19 protein-coding genes and 1 tRNA gene are annotated in these 20,012 nt (G+C 51.8%); 5 read left to right on the top strand and 15 right to left on the bottom strand.

Annotated features, from left to right (window positions below; all coding sequences use genetic code 11):
- Positions 1 to 248: 248 nt before the first annotated feature.
- Both hpf and alaS read right to left on the bottom strand, forming a co-directional pair.
- Positions 249 to 602: a ribosome hibernation-promoting factor, HPF/YfiA family gene (gene hpf, locus SH527x_RS19565; RefSeq protein WP_437192377.1), complete on the bottom strand. Its 354-nt coding sequence runs from the start codon at positions 600 to 602 to the stop codon at positions 249 to 251.
- A gap of 219 nt (positions 603 to 821) precedes the next feature.
- Positions 822 to 3,452 (bottom strand): alanine--tRNA ligase, encoded by a 2,631-nt coding sequence (gene alaS / locus SH527x_RS19560; protein WP_437192376.1) that lies wholly within the window; start codon positions 3,450 to 3,452, stop codon positions 822 to 824.
- 533 nt (positions 3,453 to 3,985) lie between these two features.
- Between alaS and dgt the strand changes: the two genes are divergently transcribed.
- Entirely contained in the window at positions 3,986 to 5,395 is a 1,410-nt protein-coding gene (gene dgt / locus SH527x_RS19555) for a dGTP triphosphohydrolase (protein WP_437192375.1), read from the top strand.
- 481 nt (positions 5,396 to 5,876) lie between these two features.
- On the opposite strand, the gene SH527x_RS19550 is transcribed toward dgt, so the two are convergent.
- The 13 genes from SH527x_RS19550 to SH527x_RS19490 form a co-directional block, all read right to left on the bottom strand.
- Positions 5,877 to 5,962: transfer RNA gene (locus SH527x_RS19550), tRNA-Leu, on the bottom strand.
- 489 nt (positions 5,963 to 6,451) lie between these two features.
- A complete protein-coding gene (locus SH527x_RS19545) occupies positions 6,452 to 7,324 on the bottom strand; it encodes a class II aldolase/adducin family protein (RefSeq protein ID WP_437192374.1) in 873 nt (290 codons plus the stop codon).
- 91 nt (positions 7,325 to 7,415) lie between these two features.
- A complete protein-coding gene (locus SH527x_RS19540) occupies positions 7,416 to 7,712 on the bottom strand; it encodes a EutN/CcmL family microcompartment protein (RefSeq protein WP_437192373.1) in 297 nt (98 codons plus the stop codon).
- Positions 7,713 to 7,724: 12 nt separating this feature from the next.
- Positions 7,725 to 8,450, bottom strand: a complete 726-nt coding sequence (locus tag SH527x_RS19535; RefSeq protein WP_437192372.1) for a hypothetical protein — start codon at positions 8,448 to 8,450, stop codon at positions 7,725 to 7,727.
- A gap of 27 nt (positions 8,451 to 8,477) precedes the next feature.
- Positions 8,478 to 8,732 carry a EutN/CcmL family microcompartment protein gene (locus tag SH527x_RS19530; RefSeq protein ID WP_437192371.1) on the bottom strand — a complete coding sequence of 85 codons (255 nt, stop codon included), beginning with the start codon at positions 8,730 to 8,732 and terminating at the stop codon, positions 8,478 to 8,480.
- 67 nt (positions 8,733 to 8,799) lie between these two features.
- Complete coding sequence (locus SH527x_RS19525) at positions 8,800 to 10,284, bottom strand: aldehyde dehydrogenase (RefSeq protein ID WP_437192370.1); 1,485 nt, start codon at positions 10,282 to 10,284, stop codon at positions 8,800 to 8,802.
- Positions 10,285 to 10,391: 107 nt separating this feature from the next.
- Positions 10,392 to 10,844, bottom strand: a complete 453-nt coding sequence (locus SH527x_RS19520) for a hypothetical protein (RefSeq protein ID WP_437192369.1) — start codon at positions 10,842 to 10,844, stop codon at positions 10,392 to 10,394.
- A gap of 52 nt (positions 10,845 to 10,896) precedes the next feature.
- Complete coding sequence (locus SH527x_RS19515) at positions 10,897 to 11,211, bottom strand: EutN/CcmL family microcompartment protein (RefSeq protein WP_437192368.1); 315 nt, start codon at positions 11,209 to 11,211, stop codon at positions 10,897 to 10,899.
- Positions 11,212 to 11,324: 113 nt separating this feature from the next.
- Positions 11,325 to 12,512 (bottom strand): acetate/propionate family kinase, encoded by a 1,188-nt coding sequence (locus tag SH527x_RS19510; protein ID WP_437192367.1) that lies wholly within the window; start codon positions 12,510 to 12,512, stop codon positions 11,325 to 11,327.
- A gap of 121 nt (positions 12,513 to 12,633) precedes the next feature.
- Complete coding sequence (locus tag SH527x_RS19505) at positions 12,634 to 12,897, bottom strand: BMC domain-containing protein (protein ID WP_437192366.1); 264 nt, start codon at positions 12,895 to 12,897, stop codon at positions 12,634 to 12,636.
- A gap of 246 nt (positions 12,898 to 13,143) precedes the next feature.
- On the bottom strand, positions 13,144 to 13,431 hold the full coding sequence (locus tag SH527x_RS19500; RefSeq protein WP_437192365.1) for a BMC domain-containing protein: 288 nt from the start codon (positions 13,429 to 13,431) through the stop codon (positions 13,144 to 13,146).
- A gap of 165 nt (positions 13,432 to 13,596) precedes the next feature.
- Complete coding sequence (gene pduL / locus SH527x_RS19495; protein ID WP_437192364.1) at positions 13,597 to 14,319, bottom strand: phosphate propanoyltransferase; 723 nt, start codon at positions 14,317 to 14,319, stop codon at positions 13,597 to 13,599.
- 68 nt (positions 14,320 to 14,387) lie between these two features.
- Entirely contained in the window at positions 14,388 to 15,149 is a 762-nt protein-coding gene (locus SH527x_RS19490) for a DeoR/GlpR family DNA-binding transcription regulator (protein ID WP_437192363.1), read from the bottom strand.
- A 267-nt stretch (positions 15,150 to 15,416) separates the two neighbouring features.
- Here SH527x_RS19490 and SH527x_RS19485 point away from each other — a divergent pair, with 267 nt between their 5' ends.
- From SH527x_RS19485 to SH527x_RS19470, 4 genes are read left to right on the top strand one after another with little or no spacing between them, the layout of a single operon-like run.
- A complete protein-coding gene (locus SH527x_RS19485) occupies positions 15,417 to 16,454 on the top strand; it encodes an AAA family ATPase (RefSeq protein WP_437192362.1) in 1,038 nt (345 codons plus the stop codon).
- Positions 16,451 to 17,689, top strand: a complete 1,239-nt coding sequence (locus SH527x_RS19480; RefSeq protein WP_437192361.1) for a DUF58 domain-containing protein — start codon at positions 16,451 to 16,453, stop codon at positions 17,687 to 17,689. The genes SH527x_RS19485 and SH527x_RS19480 overlap by 4 nt, the downstream gene beginning before the upstream one ends.
- Positions 17,677 to 19,731, top strand: coding sequence for a transglutaminaseTgpA domain-containing protein (locus tag SH527x_RS19475; protein ID WP_437192360.1), 2,055 nt, complete (start codon positions 17,677 to 17,679; stop codon positions 19,729 to 19,731). Before SH527x_RS19480 ends, SH527x_RS19475 begins: the two co-directional genes overlap by 13 nt.
- Positions 19,728 to 20,003 carry a hypothetical protein gene (locus SH527x_RS19470; RefSeq protein WP_437192359.1) on the top strand — a complete coding sequence of 92 codons (276 nt, stop codon included), beginning with the start codon at positions 19,728 to 19,730 and terminating at the stop codon, positions 20,001 to 20,003. Before SH527x_RS19475 ends, SH527x_RS19470 begins: the two co-directional genes overlap by 4 nt.
- The last annotated feature ends 9 nt before the right edge of the window (positions 20,004 to 20,012 follow it).

The raw sequence follows: 20,012 nt of genomic DNA, 5'->3' as shown, positions 1-20,012 counted from the left end.
AGAGACAATGTCTCCCCGGTGATTTTCAACTACTGCGAAACGTGCCTTACAGACACGCAGAACCAAGAATAAACACTCTGAAATAACCGAACCCGGCTCTTTCACTCAGGAAAAACCGCAGCCTTTACCAGTCCCGAGCGTGCATTTCAGCTTGCACTTTACTGCTGCCGGCCCTCAGAGCGTTCTGGTGAAAAACACAGGCCGTCGAAAAGGAAAATCCATCCTGATCGACGGCCAGGTGCAGATTACTACTCAGGAGCTTCTTCTAAAGAGCCAGCAGCCAACTCATTGAGTGGCTTGTCACGGCGATGATCCTGAATCTTGTCCTTATACTTCCGGATCTGCTGATCCATCTTTGCGAGTGCCTGATCGAAACATGCACCAGCTTCTTCTTCGCCCGTCGTCTGAGACGTCACGAAGTCGTGCTTGTGTTCTGAGTTCACGAGAATTTCAGTCTTAACTCGACCACCCTCGTAATCCAGTGTGACCTGAATCGAGGTCACTCGTTCGAAGTGGTTCAACAGCTTTGCAGTTTTCCGACTGATGTAGTCGTGAAAATCTGGGCTGATCGAACCGTGGCGGCAAGTAATTTCAATCTGCATAAGTCCTCTCCTATTGAGCGACTCGCGGAGGGCTGAACGGTTCGGTGATATCGAACAAGTCGTTACGAATCCTGCAAGTGCCCAATTTTAATGGGCCACCACCTCACGTCAATTCCGCCCCGCTCTTTCTTAAAGTGAATCCATATTCCACGATAGGGAGACAGGGACCGGGCAGAGTCCGGGAAGGGTCAGCCCTCCCCCCTGCTGCCAGTCCAAGGCTTATCCTCCCATAGCGTTACGATAGACGGCCGCTCCCGCTTTCAGAGCCGCGTCAATCTGCGCTGGGTCTTTTCCTCCGGCTTCCGCCAGATCCGGACGTCCACCACCGCCCCCACCAACCAACTTGGCCGCCTCGCGAACTGCGTCGCCAGCTTTCACGCCTTTTTTCACCAGATCCGGGGTAACTGCAGCGAGAAGCGAGACCTTGCCATCAATTTCGGTCGCCAGAAGCACCGCAGCCGACTTCCCTTCCTGACGAAGGCGATCCGCATAACTTCGCAAAGTGTCCCGATCAATTCCGTCCAGACGAATGGCGATGATCTTTGATTCTCCAACCGCCTCTGCTTTGGACAGATATTCACCGACGGAATCGGCAACGGCAGCCTGAGTGAACTTCGCAATGTCTTTCTTTGCCTGAGCCAACTCGGCAATCAACTGATCAACGCGGCGAGGAAGCTCCTGTAACTGAGGAACCTTCAAACTGATTGCCACCTGCTTCAACAGGTCGTCAGCTTCACGAACATGCTGCAACGCCTTGCGGCCGGTATAGGCCACAATTCGACGTACCCCCTTGGCGACCCCTTCTTCAGAGACAATGCGGCATAATCCGACCTGCCCTGTATTGGACAGGTGAATCCCCCCGCAAAGCTCAACACTGAAGTCCCCCATGGTCACCATGCGGACCTTATCTGGGTATTTCTCACCGAAGAGCATCATGGCGCCGCGCTGTTTTGCAGTCTGCTGGTCTGTCACCTCGGTTCCGACAGACGCACCCTCTGCAATTCGGGAGTTGATTTCATCTTCAACACGAAGAATCTCTTCTTGCGACATCGGCCCCTTATTCGAGAAGTCGAATCGAAGCACATCATTATCAACAAGCGAGCCCCGTTGCTGAGCATTTGCTCCCAAGGTCATTCGCAATGCATGATGCAGAATATGTGTTGCAGAGTGAGCACGGCGAATTCCGTCACGACGATCCGCAACGACATCCGCTTCAACAACATCTCCCACCTTCAAAACACCTGACTTCAGGTGACCGACGTGCAGAACGAGATCGCCATCGCGCTGGGTATCGATGACGTCGAAAACACCAGATCCGCCAGAAGAAAAAGTCAGTGTTCCGGTATCGCCAACCTGCCCGCCTGTTTCGCCGTAAAATGGAGTGCGATCCAGCACGACAGCAATCGGCTCACCACCGGCCGATGCAGCCTGCGACGATACCAACTCTTTATTCGCGATAATCCCGATCACCTTGCCGACCCCATGAGTCGAGTCGTAACCGAGAAACTCGGTCGCCCCGCCCCCTTTGCGAATGGCGTCCAGTGGACCTTCTGCCATCACAGAGTCTGAGAACGAACCACGGCCACTCGTCTCACGGTGCTGATCAAGTAACTTCTGGAAAGTCTCGGTATCGACCTTCATACCATGACGGGCCGCCATCGCCTCGGTCATCTCGATCAGAAAGCCTTCCTGGGTATGCAACAGAAATGCATCTTCCCCGGTGACAACTGAATCGCCCTTCTTCGAACGATCGACAATCTTCTGGAATCGTCCGAGCCCGCGTTCGACAATGCCGAGGAACTGCTCTTCTTCCTCTTTAATTGTATTCGCAGCTGCGCCCAAAGACTCCAGCAGATCCGGGTAAGGACGCTTCATGGCGTCCACAACTGCCGGTACAAGCGAATGCAGAAACGCATCCTGCTTCCCGAGCAAATACCCTTCCAGCAATGCCCGACGCAGGAGCAACCGGACGATATAGCCCTGCTTCTCGTTGCTCGGAACAACCCCTTCGTGGACACACATCGTGACCGCACGAATGTGGTCGGCGATACGGCGTAAAGGGCGCCCCTGTTCGCCGTCAAAGGAGTACTTCACACCGACAGCAGCACCGGCAGCCTCGCACAATGGGCGCAAGGTGTCGATTTCGAAGTTACTCTCGACTCCCTGCATCACGGCAGCACATCGCTCCAGGCCCATCCCGGTATCGATGTTCTTCTTCGGCAGCGGATGAAGATTGTTCGGGGGATTCCCAACGCGATTAAACTGGGTGAACACGAGGTTCCAGATTTCCACTTCCTTGCCACTTGGCGGGTGGAAGTAAATCTCGCTACACGGGCCGCAAACCCCGTCTGGACCTTGACTTGGAGAACTTGCCGGCCAGAAGTTTTCGGACTCGTCGCAGCGCTGGATCTGCTTCGTCGCGAGGCCAATCTCTTTTTCCCAGATGCCATACGCTTCGTCGTCATCGAGATAAACGGTGACTGTCAGGCGATCTTTGGCCAGTCCCAGCCATTTCTTGTCGGTCAGGAACTCCCATGCCCAGTGAATCGCTTCCCGTTTGAAGTAGTCACCAAACGAGAAGTTCCCCAGCATTTCGAAGAACGTATGGTGATACGCAGTCACCCCGACGTTCCCGATGTCGCCTGTACGAATACACTTCTGGCAAGTTGTCGCCTTGGTGAACTCGAGAGGGCCGATCCCCAGAAACTGATTTTTGAACTGATTCATCCCCGCAGGTGTGAAGAGGACAGACTTGTCCCCATGTGGCACAAGAACGTCGCTTGGCCGGCGGATGCATCCCTTGGATTCAAAAAATTCGAGGTATTTTTCGCGAAGTTCGTCGGTTTTCATCGATCAATTTCAGTCGCAAACAAAAAGGATGCCAGCCGTCTCGGGCCACTCAATGCAGCATCGTATCAGCCACTGAGCAATGAAAGAATAGAGAAGGGGAACACGAACGGACAGAGCACCCCTAAAGCCACTGAAGTAACCAGGGCCACGCCAGCGAATTCAGAGAGCGAATTCCGTAAACAGAAGGGCTCAACACAAGCAAAATCCCCTCGCCTGCTAGCGTAACGGCTGCCGCTACACTTCCGATGATTGCAACTAATTTCCACTCCACTCCACCAAATTCTGATTGAAGTTTAGAAATCGGAAGCGACCAGCCCCTCTCCCTGCAAAGTGTCACTGCCCTCGCAACAACATTGACCAGAAACGCAGCCTAGAAGAACTATACTCCAATCCTAAACGCTAAATCTTCTAAACCAACTAGATCTTTTATGAAGACATGGCTTACTTCACCAATACGACGCAACTAGGAGCCCCAAAGCCCCTAGAAATGGATCACCAAACTTTGATACATTTAGCGAATCGAAGCCTGAACAATGAGACATCAAAAGGATTTTCATAGCGTGATCCTCAACAAGTATCTAAGCAAAAACCGACTGCGTAGATCAACGATTAGACGAGATCTGCGAGACGAATTTTACAGCGATCGTTCTAGGATTGTGTTTTCATCCTCTTTTCGAAGGATGATGAAGAAGGCTCAAGTGTTTTCACTGGAAACGAACACTTCTGTTCGAAATCGACTAACCCACACCCTTGAGGTCTCTGACCTTGGTCGAACACTTGCCCGTCGAGTAGGAAATGAGTTGGAATCAAATGGAAGAGCAACTCAAATCCAGAGCGAATGCATGGTTGCAATCGTAGAGAATGCTTGCCTCCTTCACGACATAGGCAACCCTCCATTTGGACATTTCGGCGAGGAGGCAATTAAAGCATGGTTTACACAAAAGAATCTCGCTGACTTTTTTCCGTCTTGCATTTGTCAAACAGCAGACAATTTTGAAACGTTATTGTCAGACTTCCGAAATTTTGATGGAAACCCACAGGGTTTCCGTATTGCCACGCGACTGCATTCGAAAATCGACGAATACAGCTTCAATTTGACCTGTTCTACTTTGCTTGCTTCCGTGAAATACCCTTATTTTGAAGGCGCAGATCCTAAAAGCCGGTTCTCCAATAAGAGAGGCATATTCCTAAGCGAGAAAGATCGCTACCTAGATGCATGCGACCTACTCAACCATAAGCCCGACCATCGGTATTTTCTCGCATATCTCATGGAACTGGCTGATGACATTGGATACTGCCTGAGTGACATCAGCGACAGTCTTGAAAAGAAGATCACAAATCCCCGCGAGTACAAAGCGGAAATGGAAAAGATCTGTAAAGACGAGCAAATCGAGCAAAGCCCACTCATCCCAAATGGTGATCTAGAATCATTCGAATATCAAGTCGCCATTCCAATTGCCCAGCGTACGATTGAAGAAGCATCTAAACTATTTGCCAAGGACATTGAGAAATACCAGAGTGGAGAAGGAGAGGAATTATCAGCCGAGATTCAATCCGGAAAACATTTAAAGTGCCTGAAAAGATTCGCTCGACGCTTCATTTATACGTCGCCGGAAGCGCAGAGAATTGAAATCGCCGGAAGCAGGATTGTTCGCGGCCTGCTCGATCACTTCGGAATGCTATTACAAATTTCCCGAACGGACTTTGAGCTATTCCTAAAACAACATGAGATGCCGAAAGGCAGCAAACTTGATACTGAAGTGCGAGTATTCAATCAATTGTCACGCAGAATGCTCAATGTATATCAAACACGAATTTCAGAAGGCGCTAGTAATGAGGAAGAATGGATCGAAAGAGCACGATTGATCGTCGATTACATCGCTGGTCTAACCGATGACTCAGCCCGCGATGTATACCAGAATTTCATGGGAATCAGCCTATAGTATACATTTACATTAAACCAGCGGAGTTTACTTACCTGCAGAAGAAAGGCTGCTATCGCAACTACTTATTCATGAGGTCCAGTTGAACCACATAGATTCTCTCACTGTCCCGATCTTGCGGCAGTCGTCGCCCATCCGCAGCACGGGATGAATTTAAGAACGCCCCGACGGCGAATCAATAAAATCGGCGGCAAATCCAGGTTCGTAATTCAGCGAATTTACTGAAACTACTTTTCGCCAATGACATGCGGCCCTCAACTCGGGGCTTCCTGCCTTGATACATGCCAAGATTTCGCAAGAAAGAAAACGCGAGCCACAGTCGATGCGACTGCAAAGGGGGGCATTTCACTCGTCGAGACCAAAGAAGTGGTCCGACTCAGACCTCAATTGACGATCCGGCCGAAGCGATGGCCGATCTCCCGTTCCCATCTTCGAGCCAGAAACGGCTCGATTTCGTCGACTTTCCAACGTTCTATTAAAATGGCCAAGGCGGGGATCGAACCCGCACGCCGCTTGCGCGACACAGGATTTTAAGTCCTGTGCGTCTGCCTATTCCGCCACTTGGCCTGAATCACAAATCGTGATATTTCATCACATTGCGACTACACATCCTCAAACTCTCGCAAACAAGGCGCCGGTATTATGCCTGCCTTGAAAACCGACTCCCGACGAAGCCAGCAAACAGTCGCCGCTGACACACCAGAAACCGGTCGAGACCGAGGTTTCGGAAGTCTACAGATTCGTTGAGATTTAAGAAACCGTATTCAAAGTTTCCGCAGCCACATGAGAGATCGAACCGGACTCGCACCGCCCTCACGAATGGAATCAGAAACAACTTCCTACGTGAGTAAGCAGCACCGGGGAATGCCCCCTTACGATTGAGCCTTGCTTTTCGAATCAGTTTTTTCTGGCCGTCGCTCACTGCTTTTAAAGCCATCGCGCTGACACTCGCCTGAAGCGATCCCCCCCAATAAAACAGGGGGAGACTTTCGAAACGAAAGCTCCCCTGCAGTTTGGATCGGCTCTCTTTACGAGAGATTTCAGAAGCGAATTTGGTTACTTGGATCGCAAAGCGGCCAGAACTTCTTCTGTGATCGCTCGCACCAGCGCTTCGTTGTCGCTGCCGGATGATGACGGTGCTTTCAAGTAGCCTGGGTAGCTCGGTGGGGCGTCAAAAGCTGAAGTCGCAGGCTGAGGAGCATTGACCGACTTGTAGCCTTCCTGAAACGCGGTGTTGCCGCACAGATCGCAATCTTCGAAGTGGAATCGAGGATCATCGAACCCGAGGCGCTTCTTCAGATCGAGCAGTTCTCGTGACTTCTGCTCATTCAGGTAAGTGATTCCCCCCAGTTGCTTGGAGAGAATCAGAATCTTGCAGTATGCGTCAAGGATCTCGGTCTTCCAGTACGCTTCTTCCAGAGTTTTTCCGAAGCTGACGACTCCGTGGTTCGTCAGGATGATTGTGTTCGTTGCTTTCAGGAACGGAACAACAGTATCGGCGAACCCTTGGGCTCCCGGTGTTTCATATGGAGCGAGTGGAACTTCGCCCATGAATACTTCGATCTCTGGGAGCACACACTGCGGGATCGCTTCACGAGCAACAGCAAAGGCCGTTGCATGTGGAGGGTGACAGTGAACAACCGCCTTGATGTCTGGGCGATGCTTCATGATCGTCAGGTGCAGCAGGATTTCGCTGGTCCGCTTCTTCGTCCCGGCGAGCTGCTTGCCGTCGAGGTCGACCATGCAGATATCTTCATGCTTCATGAAGCCTTTGCAGATCATCGTTGGGCTACAGAGAACTTCGTTCTCACCGACGCGATACGAGATATTTCCATCGTTAGCCGCAGCAAATCCTTTGTTATAGACGCGGCGTCCAATCTCGCAGATCCATTCCTTGATCTCAGGATTGTTAAACAGTGGGTGATACATCGTCTCGTCCTTTTCAGTCTCTACCCAACGGCAGATGCCGTAAGTTCACAAATGTCTTGTTCGCTATGCACACAGCCAGTCGTGACCGGCTTTACTTACTCTTCGCAGCTGGGATTCGAATCTCATCCAGCAATGCTGCACAGTACGCATCAATCGGTTTCAGCTTGGGAAAGAACGGGGCCGAAGCCTCTGCTCCATCGCTGATTGCAATCATCGCCCCAGGACCAGAACCGAGTTCGTCGAAAACGATCTGCGGCTCTCCACGCCCTTTGGCATCTCCCTGCAATCCCTGGCGATCAAGCGTGACAACAACCTTCCAGATGGCCCCCTGTAAATCAGGATGGCACTGAGAAAGTGTGACACGACCAATGACTTCGCCAATTCTCATGATTCGGTTTCACTATTTCGATTGCATCTCTCGGAAGAGATTCTTCAACTCGAAGTACGACTTCCCTGTCCCATCCAGACACCAGGTATTCACTCGGAGTTGCTTTCGAATCAGCCGGATGTCGCCAGCATCACGAATCGCCACCGCCTTCACACGTTCGTTTCGATTTGCGAGACAGGCCGCACGGTGAGTCTGTTCTGTGAGAATAACGACCGTTGATGCGCCGCCTCGACTCACTTCAGCGGCCGCTAATCTTGCAGCGTCATCTGGACAGGCGACAAACTCACGAGTCCACTGTGCGGAAACTTCGGTCCACAACTGATCCAGCGGCTTCACATTATTCACCACAATCAGAAGCGAACTCCCAACAGATGAAGCCGCCTTCTGTGTCTCCGTTGTTGAGTTCGATTTCGACTGCAATTGCGATTGTCGTTCGATCAGGAGCTTGCGAGTACGAATCACGTCCTGTGAGGCTGGCGTGATAATCGCCTTTGGCCCAACCTGAACCGTGGCTCCGATCGCAATCGCTTCCAGCTTGTCAGCAGTAATCACTGCTTCACTCAACGCAACCTTCTCTCCCGACGGTGCAACGACAACACGTGCTGGAACGGATGGTGTTGCAGATGCTGGTGTCGATAATTTCGCAGCGGAAGGCGCAACCTGAACCGGGCGTGATCCACTGAGCTGGCTCAGGACGTTCGCAACAATTCGGTCGATAGTTTCAGGCGAAAATGACATCGTTTCAATTCTTGAGACCGGATCGGTCTAATCAGGCTGCCCCATCACCATCCATCGCACTGGCGTCGTTTTGGATTGCATCATCTCTCCAATCTCCTTGCCATCGGAGTTGATGATCACTTTCCCCCCAATTGGGGCACCAAAACTATCAATCGCGAGTAACGGCTCGCCGTCGTCACCACCATCTGCAGTCAATGGTTGCACGATCAACAACCGCCACCCATTCATCGATGGATGCTTTACGGTCGAAGTCACATTCCCAATGACAAGTGCGAGATTCATCTTCGTCACACCGTTCACATCGGTCAGAGATCAGACTCTCGCCCTTCTCTGACCGACATCGACTGAGTTAGTTCACAAGGGAGTTACGACGCTTCTTGGTGAAGGTCAGTGGCGTGGTGACCCCTTCTCCAGTTGGTGTCGCAATACTGAAGGACAAGTACCCTTCTCCGCCCAGTCCGAGTCCAGCCATACTCGCCCCGTTCTTGATGAACAGAGTTGTATTCGCCATTCGCTGCATCAGATTCATTGTTTGCACATCACGTGAGTGAATCAGCGCGGTATGCCCATAACCGTGCTCGAACTCAAGAGCGAGCTCGATCGAATGCATCGTGTCTCTGGTACGGACGAACGGAATGAAAGGCATCATCTGTTCTTCAGGGACGAACGGGTTCTTTGTATCCGTTTCCCCGTAAAGAATCTGGGTTGAAGCAGGGACGTTCAGGCCGATTGCCTGAGCAAGAACTGCAGCGTCTTTCCCGATGAAATCCCGATTCAAGATCGCGTGTCCACCTGGCTCTTTAGGTGGTGCGAATGCCAGCTTCGTCAGTGCATCAATCTGTTGAGCGTTCAGGCGATATCCACCATGACGACTGACTGCGTCCATCAACGGATCAAAGATCTTCTGCTCTGCGAAGACTTCTTTTTCTCCAATGCAGAGCAGGTTGTTGTCATACGCTGCGCCGGAAACGATACACTTCGCAGCCTTTTCCAGATCGGCCGTAAAATCGACAACCACTGGCGGGTTACCTGGACCTGCAACAATGGCCTTCTTCGGAGACTGCAACGCAGCTCGAGCAACGGCTGGGCCGCCGGTGACGAGCAGCAATCGAACCCCTTTGTGGGCGAAGATTTCGTTGGCGGTCTCAATCGTTGGCTTGCTGATAATGGTGACGAGATTTTCGATCCCGATGGCTTCAGCAAAGGCTTTGTTGAAGGCCTGCACGCCAGCACAAGCGATGTTCTTCCCACCTGGGTGTGGGTTAAAGACAACTGTATTCCCGGAAGCAACGATATTCACAATGTTGCCTGCCAGAGTCGGCAGAGAGTGTGTCACTGGAGTGATGGCCCCGACGACTCCAAACGGCGCGTATTCTTCCAGAGTCAATCCATTGTCACCGCTGTAACAGTCCGGCTTGATGAACTCGGTGCCTGGAACCAGTTTGATGATCTTCAGCTTTTCGATCTTGTGATCGACGCGACCGATCTTGGTCTCTTCCATCTCCGCGCGACCCCATTGGTCGGCGTTCTTTTCGCACATGCTTTTCACAAGCTGAACGACTTTTTCACGATCGGCCCAAGTCTTCTTTTGAAGCTGTTTGAACGCTTCTGTCGCAGCATTCACAGCATCGTTGACGTTATCGAAGACACCGTAGTTTCCGCTTCCGGAATACCCATAGCTCGAAGAAGCTGGTGCAGACGCCCCGGCAGAGATCACAGGAATCCCACCCTTGCGAGCCGCCGCAGGTGCAGTGCCACTGAACTTTGGCTGGCGTCCGAGTTCGGAGAGGACTTCTTCGACCACTGCGCGAATTGTATTTTCGTTTGCTTGCATCTCACACGTCCTGCTATTTCACAACAATCGTATTTCTTCGCGTTTCACAATGTCAGAAGCGTCGTCTTCATTCCGCGATCTGATTCGGGTCACTCATATCGGCCTCCTTAAAAAGTCGCCGATGGATGAGATTTCAGAAATCGATCGAATCGCGCCTTCGTCGGGAAGAGGACCAGCATCAGAGCGAAAACTCCAACGAGTACCGCAAGCGACCACCATTGCAGCTCAACGACGTAGGCAACGGCATTCAACAACGCCGCCCCTTCGAGCAAAATGAATCGAACGACCATGCGTCCCTGCCAGATCGATGGCAAATTCGCAGGTTCAGCTTTCTCAGGTGCTGGCAGCATCGACAGGAAAGTCAGGACGATCAGGCCTAATGCCGTCAACCCAACCATCACCAGACTGATCAGATTCCCTGTCGGAGGGATTCTGATGAGGTCATTCTGCCCCAGGAACACGACGATTCCGCAAGTCGACACAATTCCAGCAATCAATGCCAAGGCAATGATCTGAGTTGCCTTGAGCGTTGCTTCAGGAGTGTGTTCGATCTGCTTCATTTTTCCTCAGGTTCCATTCAATCCGTTGAGTCGCGTGCATTCCGTCTGGAGATCAGTCGCCGTTTGCTCGAAATACGTTCTGCCCATGAACCTGTACCGAATCGACAATCCCGATGATCGCACAATCGATCGGCAGGGCCTTTGTTTCTTCGGTAAATCGGGCACTCGAACCTTGAACGATCAGGACAGTTTCCCCTTCACCAGCCCCAACCGTATCCACTGCAATAAACGTCCGTCCGGTTGACTTCAACGAGTCTGGTGACTGCTCATCAATTCGAAGCGGCTCGACAATAAACAGCGTCTGCCCCACCATGGCGGAGACTTTTTGTGTCGCTGTCAAATTGCCGGTAACTTTTGCAAGGAACATGATTCGTGGCTCGCCACAAGGACTTAGGAAAACTGCGAAAAATTGACCTGATCTCGTTGCTGTCTGGACCGCATCTCCATCCAGTCAGTAACTTAATCAGGTATCCGCTTCCTTCAGCGACTGACTACGTCAACAGTCTGTCGGGCGACCACGATCTCTTCGTTTGTCGGCACCGTCCAGATTTGAACTTTCGAACGATCCGTTGAGAGTTGCACTTCTCCCTTTAACGACTCGTTCTTTGTTTGATCGAGCTCAATCCCGGCATACGACATCTTGTCGCAAACCAGATTGCGGACGATCGAACTATTCTCGCCAATTCCGCCAGTGAAAACGATGGCGTCTGCCCCGTTCAACACAGCGAGATACTGCCCGACATAGCGTTTGATGTCTGCGGCATAAACCTGAATGGCGAGCTTCGCCCGTTCGTTTCCAGCTTCAGCTGCGTTTTCGATGTCCCGGAGGTCATTCGAGACACCGCTGATTCCAAGCAATCCCCCTTGAGAAGCGAGTTCGTTCAACAGGGTGTCGTAATCTTTCCCTGTCAAACGCTTCACCAGTCGCAGTGCGAATGGATCAAAGTCCCCGACCCGATTGTTTTGTGGCAATCCGGATTGAGGTGTCATGCCCATTGAGGTCGACTTTGATTGCCCGGCCTCGATCGCACAGATTGAACTGCTGCCGCCGAGGTGACATGAGATCACCTTGGCGTCATCGCGTCCAAGAAGTTGAGCCATTCGAGTTCCAATAAACCGATGGCTCGCCCCATGGAATCCCCAACGACGGACTTCGTAGTTCTCAGTCCATTCATACGGGACGGAATAGGTGCGATATTCAGGTGGAATCGTCTCGTGAAACGCGGTTTCCAGTGCGGCAACCAGCGGGATCTCAGGAAATGACGCCATTAATTGACGCATCGCTCTGGCATACGGTGGATTGTGAGCTGGTGCGACATCGGCCAAAGCCTCCATCGTTTCCAACAGCTTTTCATCGACCAGACGTACTCCTGAAAGTCGTCCTGCAAAAACGGCTTTGAATCCGATTGCAGCAACTTCCGAGACCGACTTGAGGCAACCGGTTTGAGGATCGGTCAACTGGTCCAGACACATCCGGACAGCTGCGGCATGATCAGGAATACGCTTCTCTTCACGACTTGTGTGCTCTCCGACTTCAGCCACACAGATCGAGTCCGCATCCTGACCAATCCGGTCAATTCCCCCGCGTGCCAACTGAGTTTCCGACGCCATGTCGAACAGTCGGTACTTGAAGCTCGTCGACCCCAGATTGGCAACCAGAACCTTCACTCGGAACTCCTGAATATTCACTTTTCGAGATGATTCTCTGGAAATCAACCGCCGTCATGTTGGAGGAGTAACACTCTTGCAGATTGCTCTGCACGCACGACACATCCAACCCTAGGCAGGCTTAGAAGTTTTCCATCAATCCGTTTGCAGGACGTGGGATGACGCGTGCGCTGAGTACTTCACCCACTTTTGCTGCTGCAGCAGAACCAGCATCAACAGCAGCGCGGACGGAACCGACGTCGCCGCGGATGATGGTCGTAATAAATGCATTTCCAATGTTGAGCTGTTTTACAAGCGTCACATTGGCAGACTTGAGCATTGCATCGCTCGCTTCGATTGATGCAATCAGTCCTTTGGTTTCAACGAGACCAATGGCGTCGTTCATAGCAGAATATCCTGAAGCAATTGCGTGGTTCGAATGTCGCATCTACTGGCCGGCAAAATCAAATCATTCGCCGGCATTCTTTCGTGTTCCACAGTCTGATTCCCGGGGGAGATCCCCAGCATTCAGAACGTCGCAAACACGGCATCAATTTCATTTACAAACAGCAACGGCTCATTAAGGAATCGTTGTGTTTGCCTCGCATGAGAGAACCGGTTCTTCACCAGTCACGTCATGCGAAAAGAAAGACTAGTCTTTCTTCTTTGGCAGAATGGTTTCCAGGTCTTCGTGTGGACGTGGAATCACTTGAACGCTCATCACTTCGCCGATTTTTGAAGCGGCGGCAGCACCAGCGTCGACGGCAGCTTTCACTGCAGCAACGTCACCAGTCAGGAAAACAGTTGCGATACCGCTTCCGATTTTTTCCCAGCCAACCATCGTCACGTTGGCCGCTTTCAGAGCAGCGTCGGTCGCTTCAATCAGACAGACGAGCCCTTTGGTTTCAATCATTCCAAGTGCTTCGTTACCACGAGCCATTGTCAATTCTCCAGGAGGGATAAAAGGGATTCTTCGAGAGCGACTCTGCGTCGACTCTTCTTTAACTTCATCCTGCAATCGCAGGTCTTGATTTCACATCTCTATGCCGCAGCAAATGGCAAAGATCCCGTTGCTTCCGAAGCGGAAACTCAACGGGATCTCAACCTATTTTGCATGACAACCACATCCAACCGGTTTCACCAGTTCTACGTGAGTCGCCTTAGTCAGATTCACCGCGTTTCCTTCATCGGTATCGAGGTGAACTTCTAGTCGTATCTTGTCATCACCGCCGCGAATCACAACGTCTTCCAGCACCGTCGTGCAGGCTGGTGACTCGACTCGCAGGTGCATCACGTCACCACTCTTGACGTTGTAGTAAGCCATATCGGCTGGTGACATGTGCACATGTCGCATGGCACGAATGACTCCTTCTTTCAATTCCAGGCTCCCTTTGGGTCCCACAATCAGACAGCCCGGCGTTCCAGCGACGTCCCCGCTGATCCGAATCGGGAGATCGAGCCCCAGAGAGATAGAATCTGTGAATGCCAGTTCGACCTGTGAAGCTCCGCGGGATGGTCCGAGAACACGAACTTCAGGCAGCATCCGGCGACGAGGACCAACGATGGCGACAGTCTCTTCAGCGGCGAAATAGCCTTCCTGATAGAGCCATTTTGACGGGGTCAACTTGTGACCTTTGCCGAACAGAATCTCGATGTGTTCGTCAGTCAGGTGACAATGTCTGGCAGAGATATTCACCAGAAGAGGATTGGGAGCTTTCGCTGGCGCAGCCGCCACTGGTGCAGCTTTCCCAAGATGCTTGCTCAATACGGACCGGACGACCTGCTCGATGTCGTTACGTCCCACGCCTGCAAAGCTTTCCGCCGCCATGAGCTGTCTTTCCAATTCTCACATCGAAGCTGCTGGTCAATTTGCCCAACGCCTTCGAGCCTGAATTCTTATTCAGGCTCGTCAACGATCATTAACTCAATCCCGAAGCTTCTCACCTGCTCTTGCCACTCGATTGGCAATCCGGCATCCACCACCAGACGATGCACCGATTCCAACCCACACAATCGCACCAACTCAGAATGCCCAAACTTGCTGCTGTCAGCCACGACAACAACCTCATCGGCCGACGCCATCATCTGACGCTCAGCCTCCACCAGCAGGGAATTTGAGTTAAATATCCCAGCCGAGGTGATCCCGCCGACTCCCATGACCAACCGTCTGGCGTGAATCTGCTTCAACGCCGCAACCGTCAGTTCTCCCAAGGCCACCCCTGTCTTCGGGTACAGGTAGCCGCCCAGGAACACGACTTCCACATCTGACATCCCAACCAGTTGATTCACAATCGGCAGGGAATTGGTCACCACCTGCAATGACTTCCCAGCGAGGTATCTGGCGACCTCAAGGGTTGTCGTCCCGCCATCTAAAATGATCGTCTCACCGGTCCCGATCAGATCAGCAGCGAACCTCCCGATCCTCTGTTTCTCCCGAAACGCGAGATTGCGACGATCATCAAAACCCGTAAGGGACTCACCAACGAACGCTGCACCGCCTCGCGTCCGTCGAATCTGCCCAATCCCTTCAAGATATTCCAAATCCCGCCGCGCTGTCGATTCACTCACTTCGATCTCGTCGACAATCTCTCGAAGTGATGCAAACCCTTTGCACTCCACAAGATTCAAGATGCTTTGGCGTCGTTGATCCAATAGCATCCGAAATCTCCCCGTCCATCCCGCTTTACCAAAGCACGCGTCGACACAGTCGATCGTAGCCAGTCGCCTCAAGCAAATTCAACCAAATCCAATCAAAATCTTTCAACTAATTCCACATGGATTCGGATTGGCCACGCTTTATCTGCTCTGTTAGACTCGTCCAGACGACAACTTGTCGGCGGATTGCCCATCCGCACCTGCATCAATCCGGTTGAATCGACCACTCCTCTCCAGAGAAAGTGGTCTGGACAGTTAAAGCCGTTACGAATGGAACACTTGACGAGTCAGGGGAATTCCATAGGTCAGCCTATTCCGTCCGGATATCCCCCTCAGCCCAGTGGAATCGATGAGATTGCCCTGAAGCCGGAGGAACTTGCAGCGCTGAAAGATCGTTTACGACTCTTGCAGCGGAATCTCGCGAAAGTCATCCGCGGAAAAGAAGAGACCATCGACATTCTTCTGATCGGACTGCTTGCCGGTGGCTCGATTTTGATGGAAGACGTCCCTGGTGTCGGAAAGACCACGCTCGCGAAAGCGCTCGCGACAAGTCTTGATGCCGAGTTCCGACGGGTTCAGTTCACGCCGGATTTGCTCCCATCCGACATTCTTGGGGCATCAATCTACAATCCCCAAAACGGCTCCTTTACATTCAAAAAGGGCCCCATCTTCAGCAGCATTCTGCTTGCCGATGAAATCAACCGCGCATCTCCCAGAACGCAGTCCGCTCTGCTGGAAGCGATGAGCGAAGGCCAGGCCACAATTGAAGGGGTACGCTACCAGCTCCCGCATCCGTTTCTGGTATTGGCAACACAAAACCCGATTGACTTCCACGGAACCTATCCGTTGCCGGAAGCCCAGCTCGACCGATTCCTTGTGCAGCTCAAGGTCGGCTATCCAGACAGGAACATGGAAGTCGAAATTCTGTACCACGGGGCCGCCATCAACGATGTCCCTACCGAATCGGTGATGAACATGTCCGAGGTCGCCGAATTACAAGCTGCGGTCCGTCAGGTACAAATGGAACGCAGCATTGCGGAATACATCGTCGACATCGTCGGAAGAACACGACAACACCCACTGCTCAAGCTTGGCGTGAGTCCTCGCGGTTCGCAGATGTTCTTTCGAGCAGTCCAAGCGTGCGCGTTCCTTGCCGGACGCAATTTTGTCTTGCCAGACGACGTGCAAAAACTCGCCACTTATGTCCTCGCTCACCGTCTGGTCATGACCCCCAAAGCACGCTACGGAACGATCTCGAAAGAACAGATCGTCGAAGAAATTATCAAACAGTTTCCGGTGCCTGCATGAAACGCCGCCAAAGCTGGCTGATGAAGAAGATCGCTTTCTTCTTCCAATACAGACTGACTCCAGTCGGCCAGATGGCAGTGTTATTGATGTTCCTGAGTGCTTGCGGGATCATTACGGTCGAGATCCCGATTCACCAGATCTTTTCCGGAATTGTTGTTCTCTTCGGGTTCATTGAGCTGACGGGTTCCATCTTCCGGCCCAAGCTGAAAGTCATGGCCGCATTTCCCGAACGGATCAGTGCAGGAGAGACCGCGTCCGGGACGATCACCGTTCAGAATCTTGGCTATTTCCCTGCTTTCGATCTGATGTGTGGAGCGTTTCAGCTTCCGTCAGGCCTTCATCATGTGAATGCGAATTCAATGATTCCCTATCTCGGGCGAGGGAAATTCGCATCACTGCCAGTTCACATTCGCGTCGATCACCGTGGGCACCATGTCATCCCTGACATCTGGATGCACAGCACGTTCCCGCTCAACTTCCTCCGAGTCGGCAACACCGCCGTCCCGATCAAAAGAATTGTTGCGCTCCCCCAGTATCAACCACTGGAACATCTTGAGCTGCCAATTTCATATCGTTTTCAATCCGGAGGTCAGTTACAAGAAGCCCATTCCGGGAACACTGCAGAATACAAAGGCAACCGAGAATACATTCCAGGCGAACCTTCAAAACGTCTCGACTTTCGAGCCTGGGCACGGGTTGGGAAACCTGTTGTGCGCGAATACCAGGAGGAAGTCTGCTCCCATGTCTCCATCGTTCTCGACACCCATATTCCACACATCTGGGGGAGAGTCTCGGCTCAGGCTAAAAAAGAACTCGAAGCGGCAATCAGCCTGACCGCGGCGATTGCAGATTCACTCGATCATCAGGGTTCGAGTGTGGAAATTTTCGCTGCTGGCCCGGAACTCTTTCATTTTGAAACAAACTCATCGAGCTCCACCTATCTCGATTCCATCCTCGAAATTCTCGCCGGGCTCGACCCTAACCCAAAGAATCCGTTCGAAGAGCTCAACTCCAGCATTCGCGATTCACTGGAGTCAACATCGATTGTCATTTGCATCTTTCTGGATTGGGACGATGCTCGACAAGAACTGGTGAATCAGATCGTTCGCAGCGGATGCAGCCTGAAGATTTTCCTGATTCGGGAAACACCAACGACCACTCTGATTTCGACTGACACTCCCCTTACCCAGCTGACATCAAACCAGATTTTACAGGGGGAACAATGTCCACTGTAAATGACGACTGGTTTGGCATCAGACGACTGCCGAATCTCCAGAGAACAGCAGCAGTCATTCTGATTCTCATCCAGAACTTCTGCCTGGCGACACTGATTCAACCCTGCCCGCTCCCTGTCACTGCTCTTGCACTGGCAGGATGGTTTGCACCTCAGTTCCGCCTCCAGATCAGAGTTCCTGCCCTGATGGTCGGGCTGTCCATCATGGCGTTCTATCTCTATCGCAGCAGATTCGTCATTCATGACTTTTCGGCGAAGGGATTCATTGGGACCGAAGGAGCATACGAAATCGCCTGCGCCTGCATCACGATGCAATTGGCCATGCTGTTTCTGAAGTCATACAGCTACCGTCTCCCGATCTGGTTCCTGGCCATTTCCAGCATTGGCATCGTCCTTTCCGAAGATGTCCGCGTATCAACAAATGACCGCGCGACAATCGTGTCCATCAACATGATCTACCTGGCTTGCTGGGTCTTCTTCGCAGCATCAAGTCGAGTCAGAGTTCTTCAGAAGAATGGTCATCATGAAGGATGGCTGCGATTTTGCCTGATTGGAATCGTTCTTACGACCTCTCTTTACACCAGTCAACGCGTCTCCAACCTGTTTCAAAAATACGGAAACCAGCTCGAACGATTCGTCAGCAACCTTCTCTTTTCCAAGGACCAGTTCAACACAAGTCAGGGCTTTTCGGGAACAGGCGGCCTGTCTGATGTCTCCTCGATCAGGCAGTTCGGAAATCGAGATATTGCCCTGACAATCAGATCGACTGATCGCCCTGATTACCTGCGAGGGATCGTCTTCGACTACTTTCGGGGGAATCGATGGCACATGACAGGCGAGAAACGCCCGATCATCCCCTCGGTTGGACGAGGATCGAATGATGCAGATGAAAATGGCAGCCAGCAACAGTTTCTCATAGCGAAAAACACGTCACAGCAATCGAAAGAGATGGTGATTGACGTACTTGAGAAGCAGATCCGCGGGAACTGCTTCATGCCGCTCAATACATATCAGCTGACTTGCCATTCCCTTCTGATCTACATGTCAACAGGAGGCACAATCCGCAGAGATAGCGAGAACAGTCGAGCAACTTACACGATTCATACCGGAACCCTTCCCAAGGTTCCCTGGAACGAGATCAATCCCATCTATCTTCAGGTTCCGGATGAGATTTCGCCATATGTTGAAGACCTTGCGAATGCGATTGGAAAACCTCACCGCACTTCTACAGCAAAGATCAACGCAGTCACGGAATTCCTTCAGAACGAGTTCAAGTATTCGATCGAACATGATCTGATCGCCGAAGTGGATCGCCTGGATCACTTTCTGATGAAACGAATGCCTGCTCACTGTGAATACTTCGCGACATCCGCAGTCATCCTGTTGCGATTACAGGGGATTCCGGCGCGATACGTGACAGGCTTTGTTGTTTCCAATCAGAACCAGATCAATGGCGAATGGATCGTAAGAAACGAAGATGCACACGCCTGGGCGGAAGCATATGACGTTGAAGAACAATGCTGGAAAACAGTCGAAGCAACCCCAGGCAACGGCATTCCAATATCATCTCAATCGGGATTTTTTGAGGCATGGAAGGACGCAATCACTATCCAATTTCGACGTCTGCTGAACGAATTGAGTTCTGCAGACTTCTGGAATCAAATGATCCTGCTGCTTCGGACAACTTCGGTCATTGTTGGTATCTCGGTTTTGTTCATCCTTGCATTGGGAATTGGGTGGAAGCGATATTCTCCCAGTTTCAATCTGCTTCGAGATGCCCACCCACTGGCAAAAGAGCGGCTTCGAATGGACCACGTGTTGAAACGCCATGGATTTTCCAGGCGTATTTCCGAGTCGGTTCTGACGTTTGCCACAAGAATTGAAAAAGAGCGAAACTTGACAACGTCGCAGGATTTGGCGACATGGTACCGTGACTATGCAAGCCTGAGATTCAACTGCGATTCTTCACCAGGCGAAACAGATCTCCATGATCTGCAACTGCGGCGGAAGAATCTGGCTGCGAAGACAAAAGGACTCTCGTGAACAGTTCAGACGTCATCAACGAGTTCGTCGGACAACTTGTCGTTCTCGATCTGATTTCTCCCTACGTCTACCTGGGTATACTGACAGGTGAAGACTCTCAGTATCTCATTCTGGAAGACGCGGATGCTCATGACCTCAGGGATTCGAGCACGACCCGAGATCAATACATCATCGAAGCAGTCCGACACGGGATCAACATCAATCGCACCCGCGTTCTTGTCCAGAAATCCCAGGTCGTGGGAATCTCGCTTTTGGATGACGTCATTCCATAGACCATAGCG

Origin of the sequence: Planctomicrobium limosum (genome assembly GCF_051465645.1) — a bacterium.
Lineage (GTDB): Bacteria > Planctomycetota > Planctomycetia > Planctomycetales > Planctomycetaceae > Planctomicrobium.
Note: the sequence above shows the minus strand (reverse complement) of the source record. Positions and strands in the feature narration are given on the sequence as shown.

Excerpts from the sequence above, each read along its gene's own strand:
- SH527x_RS19540 (WP_437192373.1), bottom strand. The coding sequence starts at position 7,712 with ATGAGAATTGGCGAAGTCATTGGTCGTGTCACACTTTCTCAGTGCCAT.
- SH527x_RS19475 (WP_437192360.1), top strand. The coding sequence starts at position 17,677 with ATGTCCACTGTAAATGACGACTGGTTTGGCATCAGACGACTGCCGAAT.
- SH527x_RS19485 (WP_437192362.1), top strand. The coding sequence starts at position 15,417 with ATGGAACACTTGACGAGTCAGGGGAATTCCATAGGTCAGCCTATTCCG.
- SH527x_RS19480 (WP_437192361.1), top strand. The coding sequence starts at position 16,451 with ATGAAACGCCGCCAAAGCTGGCTGATGAAGAAGATCGCTTTCTTCTTC.
- hpf (WP_437192377.1), bottom strand. The coding sequence starts at position 602 with ATGCAGATTGAAATTACTTGCCGCCACGGTTCGATCAGCCCAGATTTT.
- SH527x_RS19515 (WP_437192368.1), bottom strand. The coding sequence starts at position 11,211 with ATGTTCCTTGCAAAAGTTACCGGCAATTTGACAGCGACACAAAAAGTC.
- SH527x_RS19500 (WP_437192365.1), bottom strand. The coding sequence starts at position 13,431 with ATGGCTCGTGGTAACGAAGCACTTGGAATGATTGAAACCAAAGGGCTC.
- pduL (WP_437192364.1), bottom strand. The coding sequence starts at position 14,319 with ATGGCGGCGGAAAGCTTTGCAGGCGTGGGACGTAACGACATCGAGCAG.
- dgt (WP_437192375.1), top strand. The coding sequence starts at position 3,986 with ATGAGACATCAAAAGGATTTTCATAGCGTGATCCTCAACAAGTATCTA.
- SH527x_RS19530 (WP_437192371.1), bottom strand. The coding sequence starts at position 8,732 with ATGAATCTCGCACTTGTCATTGGGAATGTGACTTCGACCGTAAAGCAT.
- SH527x_RS19520 (WP_437192369.1), bottom strand. The coding sequence starts at position 10,844 with ATGAAGCAGATCGAACACACTCCTGAAGCAACGCTCAAGGCAACTCAG.
- SH527x_RS19545 (WP_437192374.1), bottom strand. The coding sequence starts at position 7,324 with ATGTATCACCCACTGTTTAACAATCCTGAGATCAAGGAATGGATCTGC.
- SH527x_RS19535 (WP_437192372.1), bottom strand. The coding sequence starts at position 8,450 with ATGTCATTTTCGCCTGAAACTATCGACCGAATTGTTGCGAACGTCCTG.
- alaS (WP_437192376.1), bottom strand. The coding sequence starts at position 3,452 with ATGAAAACCGACGAACTTCGCGAAAAATACCTCGAATTTTTTGAATCC.
- SH527x_RS19490 (WP_437192363.1), bottom strand. The coding sequence starts at position 15,149 with ATGCTATTGGATCAACGACGCCAAAGCATCTTGAATCTTGTGGAGTGC.
- SH527x_RS19525 (WP_437192370.1), bottom strand. The coding sequence starts at position 10,284 with ATGCAAGCAAACGAAAATACAATTCGCGCAGTGGTCGAAGAAGTCCTC.
- SH527x_RS19505 (WP_437192366.1), bottom strand. The coding sequence starts at position 12,897 with ATGAACGACGCCATTGGTCTCGTTGAAACCAAAGGACTGATTGCATCA.